Raw genomic sequence first — 16,708 nt, 5'->3', positions numbered from 1 at the left:
GAAAGGAGATAAAAATGAACAAGTTCTGGACAGCATTAGTTTTGCTTTTCTCTTCATATAGCGTTGGAGCTGTAACATTAGAATGCGAAGGAAAGTTAGAGTTAGTTCAAATTGGCTCTTGGCAAGGTGTCTACATAAAGGGAGAGTGGAACGCCAACCCGCAAAGAATTTGCGATCTTAACGGCGCATTTAAAAGCGTCTCTGGCGATGTTTGCAAACTATGGACCTCTACTTTACAAACTGCCTTGTATACTGGAAAACCTGTAAGGCTTTGGTACAAAGATGTAGCGTCGGAGAACTGCGCAAGCCTTCCAGCTCACACCGAGGCGCCAGCGCCAGCAGCCATATATTTGCTGAAGTAAATTTCTACTCCAGATTCCTAGACCTGAGTTAGGCGTTATTAACAACAATTACGCCACCAAGATGCAAACTAATGACAGATGGATTTTCCGGTTTTCTCTAAGCTCAACTTGGCAAATACCTAGCTCAGGAAACAGGGTCTTTATTTAAGACCCTTTGCTTGGCAATGACAGCATTTACACCCCGGGAGCAACGGCTCAGCCCAAATCAGTAACTTGATGTAAGGCATTCGGACAAAACAGGAACGCACAACGTGCAAGTGAACCAACAACAGGGAGGCGACTCCTGGAGCCAGATCGGCGTATTCCCCCTGGACGCCAACGCAAAAGTCTCCGTCTCTGACAACGCCAACGGCTACGTCATTGCAGACGCCATCATAATGGATTGGGCCGGCGAATAAGGAGTAACAGACATGAAAAAACTATACCAATTAACATCAACCCTATTCAGCACCCTATTCTCATTGGCCACCCTACTCAGCGCACAAGCGCATGCGGAAGCCGATCTGTACTTTATCCACTCAGACCACCTGGGCACGCCTCAGGTAATGACCGATAACGAACAAAATGTAGTCTGGAAAACCCTGCAGACTCCATTTGGTGAGAGAGTGGAAGAGACGGGCTCAATTATTCAACCCCTACGATTTCCAGGGCAGTACGCTGATCAAGAGTCAGGCTTAAGATATAACTACTTTCGAGATTATGATCCGAGTTTAGGGCGGTATGTTCAAAGTGATCCTAGAGGAATATTATTTGACTTTAATGACCCACAGAGAATCGTTGCTGGAATGACGGGGATATCTATACCATACGTAGACTCAACGCAGATAAATGATAGTTATACTTATGTGAAGAATAGCCCTATTGGTAGTGATGACAAAACTGGAGAATCTGTGCAGGTGATAGTTGTGTTGGTTGCCTTATACACTGGTTATTCAGTCTGGAAAAAAATAGTCCAACAGGAAGAATGTGAACAGAAATGTAAGAGCGACCCAGGTAATAAAGAGCCATGCGAAGATGGAAACACCGTTGAAGATGGAAACACTGCTGGACTTACCGCATGTAAAAGTAAATGCGTAATTGAAATATGGTCAACTACTTTTACCCGATCTCCATATCCGAAGAGAATGTGATGTGAGGACTTTAGCTTATTCGATATATGTAATGAGCGCAATCATAGTTGGACAGTCTTCCGTGTATCTTTACATGAGGGCAGGTGAGCTATATGAGGCAATACTGGGCGAGCATGGTGTTCTTAGCCTTTTAATGACCTCCTATGTCTCTCTATGTATGCTTTGGTCCATAGCAATCATATATATCAAATCAAAACGCAGAATATCCAGCATGATCTGCATGATATCGATAGCATTACTTCTACTCTCTACAGCATATATAATATATTTCTATTTATTGGGCACTCCCACATTCCCCCCTATTGAATTGCCATATTTTGTTAGGGATATCTCTTTATGTGCATGCCTACTTTCAGGCGCAATAATTGTTAATTATTTTCTTGCAAGAAAATATAGTTCAAAGCAGTAGAGAAGGCTTATCAATACATCGTGAAGAGACGTTATTCCTCAACACATGATCTTCAAGAATCATAGGGTCAAGGAATCATAGCAGAATCATAGGGTCAGAGTCATTGATTCTTACATGCTTAAGAGTTAACCTACCGGCCTCAATTTCAGAAACGGATTATTCTGATGGCTCGTTTACCTCGCCTTTATCTCCCAGGCTGTGCTCATCACATCATTCAGCGGGGCAACAATCGTGAACCCTGCTTTTACGATGAGGCGGACTACAAAGCTTATCTCTCTTTTCTAAAGGATGCGGCAGACAAATATCAGGTCGACATCCATGCTTTTGTCTTGATGACCAACCATGTTCATATACTTGCCACCCCTGTAGACGACCAGGGAATAAGTCGAATGATGCAGGCGCAAGGACGCAAGTATGTTCAGTACTTTAACTACACCCATAGCCGCACCGGCACTCTGTGGGAAGGACGTTACAAGTCCACCTTAGTTGATTCTGAGACATACCTGTTAACAGTTTATCGCTATATTGAGCTAAACCCTGTCAGAGCGGAGATGGTGGAGCATGCTTCTGAGTATCCTTGGTCAAGCTATCGGCACAATGCCCTTGGGAGAATGATTCAGTTGATCAGGCCGCATTCGATTTACCAGCAACTGGGTAAAACGGCGGAAGAACGCCAGAAGCATTACCGACTATTATTTCGTGGTCGGATGCCAGAACAAGATTTATCTGCGATCCGGGAAGCGACTAACAAGGCTTGGGTGTTGGGTAATGATCGTTTTAAGGCTGAGATTGAAGCCAAAACTGGAAGACGGGCAAAGCCATTGGGACGAGGAGGAGATAGGAAGTCTGAGAAGTTTCGCGTGATGAAAGATCAATGACTCTGACCCTATTGATACAACAGCTCAGAGTTTTTGGGGTTGAAAAAGACATAGCAGAACGGGCAGTATTGTCCATTCAGATTTTGCACATAATAGTTTAGGTGAAACATGGGTATAGAAAGTGTAGTTTGGTTGGCTGCGCCAATCATTGTATTCTCTGTACTCGGTTTTCTTACACCCAGGTTAATTAATAGACAGAGATTCGGTTTTATTTTTATTGGAGTCCTTATTGGATTTGCCGGGTTGTTAATAGGACCTCGATGCCTATGCATGGAATTAGAAAAGAAAATATATGGCGCATTAATTTACTCTATTGGCTTCTCTCTAATAATTATATTTTTCTTATCTTGCTTATTCATTTTTAGGAAGAAATGAGGATAGTAATTCTATGGAGTTTTGTGTAATGAAGAATCTATGACTTCGCCTCTATTGACACAATCATTCTGGAACGCATATATCTTTATTCTTTAATGAAAAAATACAAGCTATTACTCATTATCGTCCCAATGATACTTGCCGCCCTTCATTATAGCTATGAATGGAGGAGGCAAACGTCCTTACTATCAGAGTTAAGAAGCTACACTTTATCTTCCGATGAGCTCTGGTTATGCAATTTGGACGGTTATGAAATTACAGATGAATGTTTCAAAGCTAGCAAGGAAAAACTGGCGCAAGCGCTACCTATAGAAACACCAAAATTCTCACCAGGAAAGGGCGGGGGCTATTCATAGATATGCATTAAAGTTTTTCGGAGAGAATAAAGCAAAGTGCTTCCTATTAATAGAATATAGAGATAGAGCTGATTCGACCTGGATATCAAAGGTAGATACAGATCCAAGCTGTAATAGTATTTTAAGACAATATGGCGCAAAGATACCGACCATCAAAAACTGGTTTAATTAAATACCTACGGCGTTAGTAGTATCTTTTAGCTATCAAAGAGGCTGTCTATTCGAGAGCTAAGCTAGTAGCTTCAATAGGTTATTTAACTACATGGCCCCGCAATTGCCGGGGCCATTTTTTACAAGCTGCTAAAAACGTTAGAAGAAGTGAGCGGGAGTTATTTTCGACTAAAAGACGCGCAGCCTTCCTCAAACACCCCCACTCTCCCCCTCAAAACTCATCTCCACGAAGTTGCGTACGGTGACGCCTTCTGGGAGTTCCGGCACTCTCAGGGTGTCCAGGTCCCAGACTTTTTCTCCGTCGATGGTGACTTTCAGGCTGCTGCCGCACCAGGCGTAGATGGTGTAGGTATCGTCTTTGATCCGCACTTCGAATTGGCCTGCCGTTTCGCTGTCGGCAGTGAATAAGGCGGTTTTTCCCGGTGGGACTTCCACTTCAAGAGCCCAGGGCTCTATCCATATGGTCATTGGTTTGCCTGTGGGATTCAGGATTCGCTTTTCGTCTGTGTATATCATCGGGCGCTGTCAGGATTTCGTCTGAAAACGAGCCGCAATAATACATCATTTTTTCTATTTTGGGACTCTAGATACATTACGGCCTAATTTTTTGTTATTTATCATAATGTTAAATAAACAAAGGCAGTTCAGCCAAGAGCAATTTGGAGTGACTGTAAGCGCTAATTCAGCCTCCTTTTCACCATGAACCGTCAAAAAGCTCTCTGTTGAAAATCAAACGTACAGTTGCATTTTACGTTAGGCGATCAAGTATTGATCAGCCAGTGGCGCGATATCTAAGTCGTTAGAAAAGAGCGTTCTGGCTCACGGCGTCCCCAGCCATTTCTGCGTAATGCTCTGCATGCGTCCGTCCCGCTTCATTTCGTCCAGAGCGTCCTGCCAGATTTGAATCACGCTATCTGGAACATCTTTTGAAAAAGCGATGTATTTGGGCTGCTCTTGGATGACATAAACGACTTTCATCAGACCAGGATCTATACCCTGCAACCTCGCCGTATAGACGCCAACCACATCTACCGTCACCCAAAGATCCAGGTAGCCACGCACCAAATTACCCGGATTGAATTGTTCGCTCCCAGAGCTGCTGATCAAATTGGTGAAACCCTGGCGCTGCAATAATTTCTCTGCAGAGTATCCCTGCACTGTGCCGATACGAGGCACTGCGCGCGCATCGTCCATGCTGCTAATTCGGATATCGGAGTTTTTAGGGGCGAAAAACACCAGATTGGAGATCGCCACCGGCCCTACCCACTTATACAGCGGCTCTCGTTGCTCGGTTCGAGTCACGGTGAATAGCGCCGCGTTGGGTTTACTGGCCAAGTAATGCAAACCCCGTTTCCAGGGCGTGGATTGGATCGGATAGGATTGCCCTGTCGTCCGCATGATTTCTTGTACGGTTTCGACCGCCATGCCTTTAGCGACGCCATTTTCCGTGTAGCAAAAGGGAGGGTATTCGGAAATATAAACGTCTAACGCAGTGTTTGCGCCCCCAGACATCTCAGCGCCAGCCGGCAGGGCGCGACAAAGTAATAGCATAAAGACACAGAACCAGCGTGAGACTTGCATGACTTCCCGCCGCAAAATTCAAGGGAGTGGCTATAAGTCTAGCTCTTGCCAACCCCCTGTAAAGTCTCACCGCCTGAGCGAAGCGCCTCAGACCAGACTCTCCACCCGCTGCAGGAACGCTCTCGCCTCCGGCTCAGGTCCATCGCCCAGATTGGCGTGAGAGTCGCCGCGCCACTCACACATAACGGTACGCAATCCGCCTTCCGTGTTTACGCCAAGCTCCAGGGTGAAATAGCGGAATGGAGGCGATTCGTTTTCCACGTTCATCTCCGGTTCCGCCGTCAGCACAATCGCCACCAGCATCGCCTCAGCGACGGCTTTGGCCTCAGGCATTTTCATCAGAATGGTCGGATAGTCTTTCACCCGTAATGTGGCGAACTCAATGTCATTGGGATCAAAATCCGCTTTGCCCTCCGGATCGCAGTTTTCGCACACTTTGGACCAGAGAAAGTCAATCAGATGCGCTCGCTCCTCGGTAGGGATCAAGGCGAACAACTGCAACGGATCACTTTCGCAAAACTTACGCATGGCGATGTGGGCGAACGTGTAATGATGCGGTCTGGGGTCCTTCAACAGTTCGGTTTCTTTCTCATTCTTGCTTTGCTTTTTCCAGAACATAAACGACTACTCCAGTTTTCGATTTTCAGTCTCGCGCCCAATCCTTATTTTCAGCAATATGGCCAATATGACCAACCAGCGCCTTGCTTCCTCACTATTGATTGAGTACAGACTTTGTTAGTGCTCTATTGCTTGCGCACGACAGCATGCCGCCTTTCCACATGAACGCCTAATCGCTTGGCCAGCCTGATCAGGTTAGCGCGGTCCAAAGACAGAGCACGGGCGGCGGCGGCCCAATTGCCCTGCGCTTCGGTGAGTGTGCGATGAATCAGCTCACGCTGAAACCGTTCCGTTTCTTCTTTCAGGTTAACAGGCTTATGCGATGAAGCCAGCTCGGCGGAAACTGTGCGGTCAGGCTGCAATATCGTGGAAGAGGAAGGTGGAACAGAAAGGTCACAGTGCTCCGGCAGGATCGTCACGATCCGCTTACCGGCTTGTTCACTTCTGGCGCGCAGCGCCGCCCGACTGATGGTGTGCTCCAGCTCTCGCACATTCCCCGGCCAGGGATAAGCCAGCAACGCCTCGTTCACCGCCGGGGCCAATCGAATCTGCTCCATACCCAGCTTGCGTCGCGTCGCAGCGATAAAATAGCCCGCCAGCAACAAGACGTCCTGGTCGCGCTCGCGCAAGGGCGGAACCTGAATGGGGTAGACGCTCAGACGGTGATATAAATCCGCGCGAAACGTTTCCGCTTTCACTTCCCGCGCAAGATCCCGGTTGGTGGCTGCGATCACCCGCACGTTCACTTTCTCCGGTTTGTCCCGCCCTACTTTCTGCACTTCTCCGCTTTGCAGCGCCCGCAACAGTTTGCTCTGCACAGCCAGGGACAACTCGCCGATTTCATCGAGAAACAGGGAGCCCCCATCCGCCAGCATGAACTTGCCCATACGATCACTGTTGGCGCCGGTGAAAGCGCCCCGCACATGTCCAAACAGCTCGCTTTCCGCCAGAGCGTCGGGTACGGCGGCGCAGTTAACGTAAACCAGGGGCTCATTGCAGCGGGACGACAGCATGTGCAGAGTACGGGCGACCAGTTCTTTCCCCACGCCCGTCTCCCCGGTCACCAGCACATTAAAATCCGAGGACGCCACCAGACGGATTTCCCGCTTCAACTGCGCCATGGCTGCGCTTTCGCCTATCAGCTCGCCGCCGTCGCGGCTCAGCGCCTCCTGGGTCAACGCCAACGCCACCTCATGGGCGTGACTGGCCTTGTACTCCAGCATGTTCAGCAGTTCAGCGGATCGTAATGTCGCAGCGGCCAGAGCATTGAGAATAGACAGCGTCTTCTGGGAAATATCGTCGAACACCCCCGCGCTGAGACTGTCCAGTGTCAGCAGGCCGATCAAGCGATTGTCAGAATACAAAGGGAAGCCCATGCAGGCATGGACGGGGAGATCGCCCTCCGTCGCCAGCAGCAAGCCGTCGTATGGGTCCGGCAGCTGGCAGTCGGCGGCGAAGCGCACAGGTTGTCGCGACTGCGTCAGCCGCTCGAAACGCGGGTGTTCGTCCGCCTTGAAACGACGCCCCAGAATATCCGGCGACAACCCCTGCGCCGCCAGTGGAACCAACATATCCTCGCGCAAGGCGAGCAGCGCCACCGCATCGCAGGGTATGGCTCTGCGCACGGCGCTCAATAAGCGATCAAAACGGTCTTCATTGGTCAGACTATTGGCGAGATCCACAGCGATCTCCACTAGCACGGAGAGGGGCGCGTCGGTCATATCAAATAAACTCTTACATGTCTTTTTGACTCATTTTATCAAGGTGATTTTAACCCTATCGCCGCTTATATCCAGCGCTTTTCCCTTTATTTTCAGGGTACTCCAACCTGGCAAAGCAATTGCACATAAAGACACAACACTTCCGGTTAATACGCATCTTGAGGAGGAATGCTATGAACCAGGCCAACGCAACCCTTGACGGTTTCGCCGCCAGACTGATGAAGATCGGCGACAGAACGCTGGTGACGTCAATTGTCGTTATCGTCGCCACCGCACTGATTTGCTATCCCTATGCGGACAGCTTCAGCATCGGACAACAAGTCGCCGCTCATATCACCATGGTAGTGTCAGCCGGAGCCTTGAAACTAGGCTATGTTTTACGACTGATCGGCAATCGTCGCATCGCTTTGAATGGAGGCTGAATAAACTCTCATGACGCAAATCGCCAGCGACCGCACCCCACGCCCCACCCTGCCTTTACTGGGTTTGGCGTTCCGTCCGTTTTTCCTGTTTGGATCACTGTTCTCCATCGTCGCCATCGCCTACTGGATATTGCTGCTGAATGGCGCAGCGCCCTGGCTCACCGCTATGTCGCCGGTTGTATGGCACGGCCATGAAATGCTGTTCGGGTTCGGCGGAGCGATTGTTATCGGCTTTCTGCTGACGGCGGTGCAGACCTGGACGGGATTGCCCAGCGTGAAAAACAAGGCGCTGGCGGCGCTGGTTCTGCTCTGGCTGACAGCCCGCATCGCATTCTTTCTTGGCGACGACGCGCTTCGTCTGGCGATCGTCGCAGAGATACTGTGGTGGGCGTTGTCGGCCCTGGCTTTCATCAACTTACTGGTTCGTTCAGGCAATCATCGCAACCTGATCATCGCTCCGGTTCTGCTATTGATGGCGACCTTGGACATCGTTTCCGCCACCGTCAGCGATGCTGGGTTGGCTCTGCATCTTCTCAATACCGGCGTCCTGATGATGTGTGTCTTGATCACCCTTTTAGGCGGGCGCGTCATTCCATTTTTCACGCAACGGGGATTAGGCGTTGACGCCATCACGACGCCAGGGTGGCTGGAAAAGGCCCTGGCGCTGCTGACGCCTCTGACGGCGCTGGCTTTTTTCAGCGGACGCTTTATCCCTTCACTGACGCCGACCGTCGCAGTGCTGTTGCTGGTGACAGGCGCGTTGCAACTATTGCGGATCGCGCACTGGCGCAGTTTGAAAACATTTGGCGTCCCCTTGCTGTGGTCGCTGCACTTATCCTATCTGGCGCTGGCTCTCGGACAGTTAGGCATGGGCCTGAGTCTCTTATCGCAAGGAGCGCACTTCACTGACGCCCTGCATCTGGTGACCGTGGGCGCCATCGGAGGCATGATTCTGGCGATGATGTCCCGGGTCTCATTGGGACACACAGGCCGCCCTCTACAGCCCCCCGCGCTGATGGCCTGGGCGTTTGCGCTGATCCTGGCGGCGGCCGTCGTACGCGCCGGGCTACCGCTACTTATGTCAGCTCCCGCCGTCTGGCGCATCTCCGCTGCGCTATGGGCGCTGGCGTATCTGGTTTTCGTTATTCATTACGCCGGCATTCTTAATGCGCCGCGCGCGGACGGAAAACCCGGTTGAAGCAAACGTCTACTTGTCGGTTCGTCTATTTGTCGGCTCGTCTATTTGTCGGCTCGTCTGTTTTTCAATCTAGCTGACTGATGTTCCAGCCGACTTTCATGAAAGCGCCGCCACAAAATTCGGCGGCGCTCTCCCTTTCAATACCACTACGACTATTTACCATCCAAGAAGGAGTTAGAGTGTTAGATTCCAACACTATCGCAACCATCAAAGCCACTATCCCGGTATTGGAAAGCGGGGGCGTGGCGATCACTGAGCATTTTTACCGCAGGTTGTTCAGCCACAATCCTGAGCTGCTGAATATTTTCAACAGCAGCCACCAACATTCAGGCGGGCAACAGGTCGCCCTGTTCAATGCGATCGCCGCCTATGCAAAGCACATTGAAACGCCTGAAGCGCTAGCAGGCGCCATCGAGCGCATCGCTCACAAGCACACGAGCTTCAATATCCAGCCCGCGCAGTATGATATTGTCGGCCATCACCTGTTGGAAACGCTGCAGGAACTGCTCGGAGACACATTTACTCCGGAAATCAGAGACGCCTGGGCCAAGGCCTATCAGTTTCTCGCCGGCGTATTCATTGCGAAAGAAGGCGAGCTGTATAAAACGCGCGCCGCCGCTCAGGGAGGCTGGAAGGGAACCCGGACTTTTATCGTACAGTCGAAGCAAAAAGAATCCGAGCTGGTGACCAGCTTTGTACTTGCGCCGAAGGACGGCGACGCCGTTATCGACTTCCATCCCGGCCAGTACATCGGCGTCAAGATCAGGCCAGAGCCTGATGGCTATGAGCAGATTCGCCAGTATTCTCTGTCCGCCGCGCCGAACGGCGCCACCTATCGCATTTCCGTGAAACGGGAGTCCGGCGACAAGCCCGGTCTGGTATCCAATTACCTGCACGATCATGTACAGGAAGGAGACGCGATTGAGCTGGCGGCGCCCGCTGGAGACTTTACATTGCACGCCCAGGCCGGCGTCCCAACCGTTCTGGTGTCCGCCGGCGTCGGCCTCACGCCAATGATGTCCATGCTGGAGATGCTGACCACGCTGGAGGAGCCCGCGCCCATTCATTATCTGCACGCCTGCGAAAACGGGAGGCAACACAGCTTCAAACAGCGAGTGACGGAATTGCTGAGCCAAAGGAAAAACCTGTCCGCGCACATCTGGTATCGCCAACCTAACGACGAGGATAAAGCAAACCAGGATTACCATGCCCAGGGACTGATGGACATACCCGGCATTGCGGACAAGCTCCCACTGGCGGAAGGACAGTTCTATCTGTGCGGTCCCACCCCATTCATGGCGATGGCGAAGCAACAGCTACTGTCATGCGGCGTGGAAGCGGAACGCATCCACTACGAGGTATTTGGTCCGCATAGCGATCTGTAAATCAGTAATGGGTAAACCAATAATAGTCACCAGCGGATCAAGACATCATCCATCTGAATATTCAGACGGGTAGGATCTATATTCAGGCGGCCAATGGAAAATTCAGGCTGCACCTGATCCACCTGCAAGGCCAGCTTGACGTCGCGCAGCTCGGTTCCCTGGAACCGGGTTGCGTCAAACAGCTGGCGTGAACGATAGATCTGGAATGTGTCCCCGGGGCGGATGCCTGCGTTGGCGCCCGCCTCAAACATAACCTGACGTCCTTCCACTCGCGCGATGCGGGTCATGAACGGCTGACAGGACACATTTTCTTCAATGTCCCCCGCCATATTCATCAGCGCCCGCTTCACCGCCCTGCCGTATTCCATCTGATTGAACCCGGCGGACAGCAAACCATACTGCTCATCCGCCCGCGCCTCCCAATCGGCGCCAGTGCGGTAGCGCTTCTGAAACAGTATCGCGCCACTGAAACCATCATGGATAAACATCTCCACATCGAATACCCGGTAGGTATCCTTCAGTCCGACAAAGCGCAGCGTATTGTTGAGAACAGAGCGTTTCAGCCCTTCCGGGTCACGCAGAGTAATATTCCTGACCACGCCGGACACCACAAACTGCACCCCCAGGTCCCGTGACGCCGCCACCGCTTTAGTCAACGTGCGCAGCTCCGTTTCATGGGTCGGCGCATTGGCGAGTTCATCGTAGAGATGCAACTGACTGGCCTCATGCACCGCCAAACGCGGCGAGGACTGTAAAAGCTGATTGAGATAACTGGGTATGTCCCGCTCCACGCCATACAAGCCGCCGACTGAAGCCTGTCCAGGGTCTTGCAGAGAGAAAGACAACAGCGCCAGCTTGCGTCGATAGGCATTCACGGAAGCGCCGTCGCACAACGGCTGCTCATACATGTCCGCATCCACGGTCAGCACCAGCGTATCGTCTTCCACCTCTTCACTAACCGGGACGACTCGCTTGGCTTTGGCGCGACTGCTGACGCTCACGCTGGACTGGGTTAAACGCCCCAACTCCATCTGATCGGTGCTGGAGACTTCCGCGCCGAACATCAGCGCCGCTTGTCGCAAAGCGTCTTCCTGCGCCGCCTTACGCGCCTGCTGGTAATCGCCGCCGTAGATGAGCGCGCGTCCCGTGACCCTCACCCACTCAGCATGCGCCGCGCCGGAGCACAAAGTCAGAAGCAGCCCCAGCACGCCGGACAATGACAGCAACGACAGTCTTCGATTGAATAACAGCCTCATGATTAGCCCCCCCGGTATCACTTTTTCACATCGCCATCCAGAAAATACAAACCGGTGCCTGTGCTGCTTCCCGCCGCTCCCGCCGGAGAGTCCATGCTTGCGCGCAAGTCCGGGTCGCTATGGGGCAACGGCATGCGACATTCTTCGGTATAACGGAAGTAATTGACGTTGGTCAGACAGCGGCGAAATCTTGCCTCCAGCACCACTTCCAATACAGTCTCAAAACCACCGCCCTGCAACTCCGACACACTCATCACCCTGGCGCCGCGAATCACGCTGTCCACCATGGTTTTGAAGCCGTCATTCTGCATGACCAGCGCTTCCACCGTGGAAGAACCGTAGATCACCGTTCCGTAGATACGCTCCGCCAGAGAGCGATAGGCGTCCAGCTTCGACGCGCGCATCGCCAGCAGGCGGTGGCGCTGGGAGGTGGCGTGACGGGGATCTTCATAGGTCGCATACCCTGACACCCTCACCACGATAGGATCTTTGCCGATGTTGTCGTCGATGGGCTCTTGCTTCTGACCATACAGGCCACAGGCCGACAACAGGCCGGCGAGCGCCGCCAATACGACTGCTTGAATCTGCTTACTCACGCTGGAAGCCCTCAATGCCAATACAATTCCTGCGACGACGCCCGATGGCGTCCGCGTTGTATAGACTCCTATAGAAAAGTTCGTGCCAAGACGGCCCAACCCGAGATAAAAAACACAGAATCAACTTAATAATCATATAGTTAAATTGATCACCATAGGTTTATCCAACACCGCTAATAGATCAATGCCATTCCTATGGCGGAACGATCTTGCCTCACCGGCCTGGCGGCCTTGTGACCCCTGGTCATTCCAAGTAACCTACCCTTTCAGTAACCATCTATTCGAGACTGTATGCAACGATATTTAGTGGGCGGAGCCGTGCGTGACGCCTTACTCGGCCTGCCTGTCAAAGACCGCGACTGGGTCGTGGTCGGCGCCACCCCTGAACAAATGCTGGACCAGGGGTATCAGCAGGTCGGCGCGGACTTTCCCGTATTTCTTCACCCCGAAAGCAAAGAAGAGCACGCCCTCGCCCGCACGGAACGCAAAAGCGGCAAAGGCTACACCGGCTTTATCTGCGATTTTTCCCCGGACATTTCTCTGGAAGACGATCTGCTGCGTCGCGACCTGACCATCAACGCCATGGCCATGGACGACGACGGCAATCTGGTGGACCCGTTCAACGGTCGCCAGGATCTGGAGGCGCGCATTCTGCGCCATGTTTCTCCGGCTTTTACCGAAGACCCTCTGCGCGTATTGCGAGTCGCCCGTTTCGCCTCCCGCTACGCTGATCTTGGCTTCACCGTGGCGCCGGAAACCCTGCAACTCATGCAGGACATTCAGGCTTCAGGAGAACTGAAAGCGCTGACTGCGGAGCGCGTATGGCAGGAAACCGTGCGCGCTCTGGGACAGAAACAGCCCCGCGTTTACTTTCAGGTGCTGAAAGACGCCCACGCGTTGCAGGATATTTTCCCCGAATTAAACGCCTTGTTCGGCGTGCCGCAAACGCCGCAATACCACCCGGAAGTGGACACCGGCCTGCACAGCCTGATGGCGCTGGAGCAGGCTTGTTTATTGAGCGAACGCGAAGAAGTGCGTTTCGCCGCACTGATTCATGACCTGGGCAAAGGCGTCACGCCGCAGGAAGAATGGCCCAAACATCATAACCATGAAGCGGTCGGGGTCGATTTGGTGAAAGCCCTGACGGAGCGGGTCAAAGCGCCCAAGCTGTTCAAAGAACTGGCGCTGATGGCCTGCCAGTATCATACCCATTGCCACCGCGCTCTGGAGTTGCGCGCCAACACCTTGGTGAAGCTGCTGCAATCCTGCGACGCCTGGCGCCGACCGGACCGTTTCGAACTGTTCCTGCTCGCCTGCGAGGCGGACGCCCGCGGCCGTACTGGATGGGAGCAAAAACCCTATCCTCAGGCGGACTTTCTGCGCGGCGTCCTGGAGACCTGTCAGCAGATTCAGCCGCAGGAGCTGGTGGCCCAGGGTTACACCGGCGCCAGGCTGGGAGAGGAAATTCAGCGCCGCCGCATCAGCGCGGTGAAACGCTTCAAGCAAGACAACGCGCCGGAAGCACAGGAAAAGGGCGGCGAAGACGTCGGCTTGACCTGACTCAAGCCGACGGACGATTGCCTGCATCTTCGACCAAAGCGTTATTATAAAAAACAACATCAATAAGTATGCTCATCCTCTTGGCCCGGAAACGTCAACGCCTTGAGGATGACAAAGCATCAGTTCACACACTGACGGATTGAAAGGAGATTTCATATGAAGAAGGTCGTCATTGTCGCCGCCACCCGCACCCCAGTGGGCGCATTCGGCGGAGCCCTGTCCACGCTCAGCGCCGACCAACTGGGATCGGCGGTCATTAAAAAGTTACTGGAGCAAACCGGCGTCGAACCCGCACAGATCGATGAAGTGCTGCTCGGTCAGGTGCTGACTGCAGGCTGCGGTCAAAACCCCGCGCGTCAGGCTTCCATCAATGCAGGCCTGCCCAACGCCACTCCCGCCATGACCATCAATAAAGTCTGCGGCTCCGGTTTGAAAGCCGTACATCTGGCGGCTCAATCCATCATGCTCGGCGACGCCGACATCGTGATCGCCGGCGGCCAGGAAAATATGAGCCAGGCGCCCCATGTTCTGCCAAAGTCCCGCGATGGCCAACGTATGGGCAATTGGACGCTGGAAGACTCCATGATCAAAGACGGCTTGTGGGATGCGTTTAATGATTACCACATGGGCGTCACCGCGGAGAACATCGTCGAGAAGTACGGCATCAGTCGCGAGGATCAAGACGCCTTCGCCGCGCAGTCCCAACAGAAAGCGGAAGCGGCGCAGAAAGCGGACCGGTTCAAAGAAGAAATCTGCGCCATCAACGTACCGCAACGCAAGGGCGATCCTATCGTCGTCGACAAGGATGAAAACCCAAGACACGGAACCACCGCAGAGTCATTGGGCAAACTAAGAGCCGCCTTCAAAAAAGACGGAACCGTCACCGCTGGCAACGCCTCCTCTCTGAACGACGGCGCCGCAGCCGTTATGCTGTGCAGCGAAGAAAAAGCCAAAGAGCTTGGCCTGACGCCTATCGCCACCATCGCCGCCTACGCCAACGCCGGCGTTGATCCCAGCATCATGGGCGTCGGCCCGGTCACCGCCACCCGCCGCTGTCTGAACAAAGCCGGCTGGAGCGTGGAAGACCTGGACCTGGTCGAAGCCAACGAAGCCTTCGCCGCTCAAGCCATTGCGGTGAATCGCGATATGGAATGGGACACCGCCAAAGTTAACGTCAACGGCGGCGCTATCGCCCTGGGTCACCCCATTGGCGCGTCCGGCTGTCGCATTCTGGTCACCCTGCTTCACGAAATGATCAAGCGCGACGCCAAGAAAGGTCTGGCCACACTGTGTATCGGCGGCGGCATGGGCGTGGCGCTGGCGGTTGAGAGGTAATCACCTCATCTCCCCCTCACTCTAAACCTCCTCTTCCATAGGGGAGGTTTTCATCTCAGCCTTTACGCTCTACGACAAAGACATCCGATAGAGACACCGCTTAACAGGGACAAACGGCAGGCGTGCTCACCAGCTTAAATGCGGAATAAGTGCAGGATATAAGGACGATAAAGGAGATGTGAGGAGAGGAAAATAAAGTCTGTGGTCGAGAAGCCCGCATGGCTGCGCAGCTCCTCCATCTGACCACAGACGCTGTTTCAGGACTTACTTGGCCGCAGCGCGAGCCTGCTCCAACCAGCCGTCAAACTTCTTCTGATTGGCCTTGATCCAACCGTCCGCATGGCGCTCGATTTCCGCAGCGCTGTCTTCGCCATCACGCATACGCAGGTTTTGCGCGCTGATATCGTTAGCGCTGATTTTCATAATGGAAAACAGCTTGGCCGCCGCAGGATTGCTCTTAGCGAACTCCAGGTTGGCGACGATGCGCTGATTATTGGCCTGGAAGCCGTAGTTGCTGCCGTCTGGCAAGCTGGTGTCGATGTCTTTGCGTTCACCTGGCAGAGAAGAAAACGGCACTTGCAGCCAGACTACGTCTTTGCCGGGCACCATCACGCCGCTGACCCAGTATGGCGTCCAGGTGTAATACAGCACAGGTTGCCCCTGCTTGTAGCGAGCGATAGTGTCCGCGATGATGGCGGAATAGCTACCCTGGTTGTGAGCGACGGTTTTACGCAGACCGTAGGCGTCCAGGTGATGCTCGATGACTTTTTCGCAGCCCCATCCGGGGTTACAGCCAGCCAGATCCGCTTTGCCATCGCCGTCTGCGTCAAACAACTTGGCCAGTTTCGAGTCTTGCAGTTGCTTGATGTTTTTGATGCCATGCTTGTCCGCCGTGGCCTTGTCGATCAGGTAGCCCTGCAGTGCGCCGGAGGAATAGACGCCTTCACGGTACAGTTTCTCGTCACCGCCGGCTTTAGTGAAAAAGTCCACGTGCAGCGGGTCCCAATGGTCCGCCATGAACGCGCCGTCGCCGTTGGCCAGCGCAACGTGGCCCGTCGCGTATTCCACTTCTTTAATAGGTTTGACGTCGTAGCCCAGTTGTTCCAGGGCTTTCATGACCAACAGGGTCTGAAAGGTCTCCTCCGCAATGGAGCTTTTCAGAGGCTGCACCTCTACGCCCTTGCCCGGCATGTTCTCCGCATGCGCCGTGAATGAAGCCGCGCCCATAACCAGCGCAGCGAAACAGCTCTTAATACTTTTCAAGCTCATCAATTTCTCCTGTTTGTTATCAGTAATTTCGATGACTTTTCTATCGAGGGATGAATCAAGGCGACGCCCGTCTACAGACGCCGCCC

The 16,708-nt window shown here is 53.1% G+C and carries 16 protein-coding genes; 9 read left to right on the top strand and 7 right to left on the bottom strand.

The window, feature by feature from the left end:
* Nucleotides 1-14 precede the first annotated feature (14 nt).
* The 4 genes from HCH_RS06205 (at nt 15) to HCH_RS06195 (ending at nt 2,779) form a co-directional block, all read left to right on the top strand.
* Nucleotides 15-362 (top strand): hypothetical protein, encoded by a 348-nt coding sequence (locus HCH_RS06205; RefSeq protein ID WP_041598462.1) that lies wholly within the window; start codon nt 15-17, stop codon nt 360-362.
* A gap of 251 nt (nt 363-613) precedes the next feature.
* Nucleotides 614-760, top strand: coding sequence for a hypothetical protein (locus HCH_RS34135; RefSeq protein ID WP_011395317.1), 147 nt, complete (start codon nt 614-616; stop codon nt 758-760).
* A 12-nt stretch (nt 761-772) separates the two neighbouring features.
* Nucleotides 773-1,492, top strand: a complete 720-nt coding sequence (locus HCH_RS06200; protein ID WP_011395316.1) for an RHS repeat domain-containing protein — start codon at nt 773-775, stop codon at nt 1,490-1,492.
* A 573-nt stretch (nt 1,493-2,065) separates the two neighbouring features.
* Nucleotides 2,066-2,779, top strand: coding sequence for a transposase (locus HCH_RS06195; RefSeq protein WP_011395314.1), 714 nt, complete (start codon nt 2,066-2,068; stop codon nt 2,777-2,779).
* A 1,091-nt stretch (nt 2,780-3,870) separates the two neighbouring features.
* Here the strand turns inward: HCH_RS06195 and HCH_RS06190 are convergent.
* The 4 genes from HCH_RS06190 to norR all read right to left on the bottom strand — a co-directional run bounded on the left by HCH_RS06190 (nt 3,871) and on the right by norR (nt 7,601).
* The gene (locus HCH_RS06190; RefSeq protein ID WP_041598461.1) at nt 3,871-4,149 is read right to left on the bottom strand and encodes a hypothetical protein; all 279 of its coding nucleotides are present in this window, start codon (nt 4,147-4,149) and stop codon (nt 3,871-3,873) included.
* A 351-nt stretch (nt 4,150-4,500) separates the two neighbouring features.
* Nucleotides 4,501-5,193, bottom strand: a complete 693-nt coding sequence (locus HCH_RS06185) for a substrate-binding periplasmic protein (RefSeq protein WP_158304931.1) — start codon at nt 5,191-5,193, stop codon at nt 4,501-4,503.
* Nucleotides 5,194-5,349: 156 nt separating this feature from the next.
* On the bottom strand, nt 5,350-5,880 hold the full coding sequence (locus HCH_RS06180) for a hypothetical protein (protein WP_011395310.1): 531 nt from the start codon (nt 5,878-5,880) through the stop codon (nt 5,350-5,352).
* Nucleotides 5,881-6,005: 125 nt separating this feature from the next.
* Nucleotides 6,006-7,601, bottom strand: coding sequence for a nitric oxide reductase transcriptional regulator NorR (gene norR, locus HCH_RS06175; RefSeq protein ID WP_011395309.1), 1,596 nt, complete (start codon nt 7,599-7,601; stop codon nt 6,006-6,008).
* Nucleotides 7,602-7,774: 173 nt separating this feature from the next.
* Here norR and HCH_RS06170 point away from each other — a divergent pair, with 173 nt between their 5' ends.
* The 3 genes from HCH_RS06170 to hmpA all read left to right on the top strand — a co-directional run bounded on the left by HCH_RS06170 (nt 7,775) and on the right by hmpA (nt 10,606).
* Nucleotides 7,775-8,023: a hypothetical protein gene (locus tag HCH_RS06170; RefSeq protein ID WP_011395308.1), complete on the top strand. Its 249-nt coding sequence runs from the start codon at nt 7,775-7,777 to the stop codon at nt 8,021-8,023.
* A 10-nt stretch (nt 8,024-8,033) separates the two neighbouring features.
* The gene (locus HCH_RS06165; RefSeq protein WP_011395307.1) at nt 8,034-9,221 is read left to right on the top strand and encodes an NnrS family protein; all 1,188 of its coding nucleotides are present in this window, start codon (nt 8,034-8,036) and stop codon (nt 9,219-9,221) included.
* 179 nt (nt 9,222-9,400) lie between these two features.
* Nucleotides 9,401-10,606, top strand: a complete 1,206-nt coding sequence (gene hmpA, locus HCH_RS06160) for an NO-inducible flavohemoprotein (protein ID WP_041598460.1) — start codon at nt 9,401-9,403, stop codon at nt 10,604-10,606.
* 26 nt (nt 10,607-10,632) lie between these two features.
* Here hmpA and HCH_RS06155 read toward each other — a convergent pair whose 3' ends face one another.
* Both HCH_RS06155 and HCH_RS06150 read right to left on the bottom strand, forming a co-directional pair.
* Nucleotides 10,633-11,862: a flagellar assembly protein FlgT gene (locus tag HCH_RS06155; RefSeq protein ID WP_011395305.1), complete on the bottom strand. Its 1,230-nt coding sequence runs from the start codon at nt 11,860-11,862 to the stop codon at nt 10,633-10,635.
* 17 nt (nt 11,863-11,879) lie between these two features.
* Entirely contained in the window at nt 11,880-12,458 is a 579-nt protein-coding gene (locus HCH_RS06150) for an LPP20 family lipoprotein (protein WP_011395304.1), read from the bottom strand.
* A 291-nt stretch (nt 12,459-12,749) separates the two neighbouring features.
* On the opposite strand from HCH_RS06150, the gene HCH_RS06145 reads away from it, so the two are divergent.
* Both HCH_RS06145 and HCH_RS06140 read left to right on the top strand, forming a co-directional pair.
* The gene (locus HCH_RS06145) at nt 12,750-14,018 is read left to right on the top strand and encodes a multifunctional CCA addition/repair protein (protein WP_011395303.1); all 1,269 of its coding nucleotides are present in this window, start codon (nt 12,750-12,752) and stop codon (nt 14,016-14,018) included.
* Nucleotides 14,019-14,174: 156 nt separating this feature from the next.
* Nucleotides 14,175-15,353 carry an acetyl-CoA C-acetyltransferase gene (locus HCH_RS06140; RefSeq protein WP_011395302.1) on the top strand — a complete coding sequence of 393 codons (1,179 nt, stop codon included), beginning with the start codon at nt 14,175-14,177 and terminating at the stop codon, nt 15,351-15,353.
* 264 nt (nt 15,354-15,617) lie between these two features.
* Here the strand turns inward: HCH_RS06140 and proX are convergent, their stop codons facing one another.
* Nucleotides 15,618-16,622, bottom strand: coding sequence for a glycine betaine/L-proline ABC transporter substrate-binding protein ProX (gene proX / locus HCH_RS06135; protein WP_011395300.1), 1,005 nt, complete (start codon nt 16,620-16,622; stop codon nt 15,618-15,620).
* Between the last annotated feature and the right edge of the window lie 86 nt (nt 16,623-16,708).

Origin of the sequence: Hahella chejuensis KCTC 2396 (genome assembly GCF_000012985.1) — a bacterium.
In the GTDB taxonomy this organism is placed as follows: domain Bacteria; phylum Pseudomonadota; class Gammaproteobacteria; order Pseudomonadales; family Oleiphilaceae; genus Hahella; species Hahella chejuensis.
This window is presented reverse-complemented; position numbering and strand designations above follow the sequence as displayed.

Bases quoted from the DNA above. Each gene is read 5' to 3' on its own strand.
- HCH_RS06170 (WP_011395308.1), top strand. From the start codon at position 7,775: ATGAACCAGGCCAACGCAACCCTTGACGGTTTCGCCGCCAGACTGATG.
- norR (WP_011395309.1), bottom strand. From the start codon at position 7,601: ATGACCGACGCGCCCCTCTCCGTGCTAGTGGAGATCGCTGTGGATCTC.
- HCH_RS06180 (WP_011395310.1), bottom strand. From the start codon at position 5,880: ATGTTCTGGAAAAAGCAAAGCAAGAATGAGAAAGAAACCGAACTGTTG.
- HCH_RS06165 (WP_011395307.1), top strand. From the start codon at position 8,034: ATGACGCAAATCGCCAGCGACCGCACCCCACGCCCCACCCTGCCTTTA.
- HCH_RS06185 (WP_158304931.1), bottom strand. From the start codon at position 5,193: ATGTCTGGGGGCGCAAACACTGCGTTAGACGTTTATATTTCCGAATAC.
- HCH_RS06145 (WP_011395303.1), top strand. From the start codon at position 12,750: ATGCAACGATATTTAGTGGGCGGAGCCGTGCGTGACGCCTTACTCGGC.
- HCH_RS06200 (WP_011395316.1), top strand. From the start codon at position 773: ATGAAAAAACTATACCAATTAACATCAACCCTATTCAGCACCCTATTC.
- HCH_RS06155 (WP_011395305.1), bottom strand. From the start codon at position 11,862: ATGAGGCTGTTATTCAATCGAAGACTGTCGTTGCTGTCATTGTCCGGC.
- HCH_RS06195 (WP_011395314.1), top strand. From the start codon at position 2,066: ATGGCTCGTTTACCTCGCCTTTATCTCCCAGGCTGTGCTCATCACATC.
- HCH_RS06205 (WP_041598462.1), top strand. From the start codon at position 15: ATGAACAAGTTCTGGACAGCATTAGTTTTGCTTTTCTCTTCATATAGC.
- HCH_RS06140 (WP_011395302.1), top strand. From the start codon at position 14,175: ATGAAGAAGGTCGTCATTGTCGCCGCCACCCGCACCCCAGTGGGCGCA.
- proX (WP_011395300.1), bottom strand. From the start codon at position 16,622: ATGAGCTTGAAAAGTATTAAGAGCTGTTTCGCTGCGCTGGTTATGGGC.
- HCH_RS06190 (WP_041598461.1), bottom strand. From the start codon at position 4,149: ATGACCATATGGATAGAGCCCTGGGCTCTTGAAGTGGAAGTCCCACCG.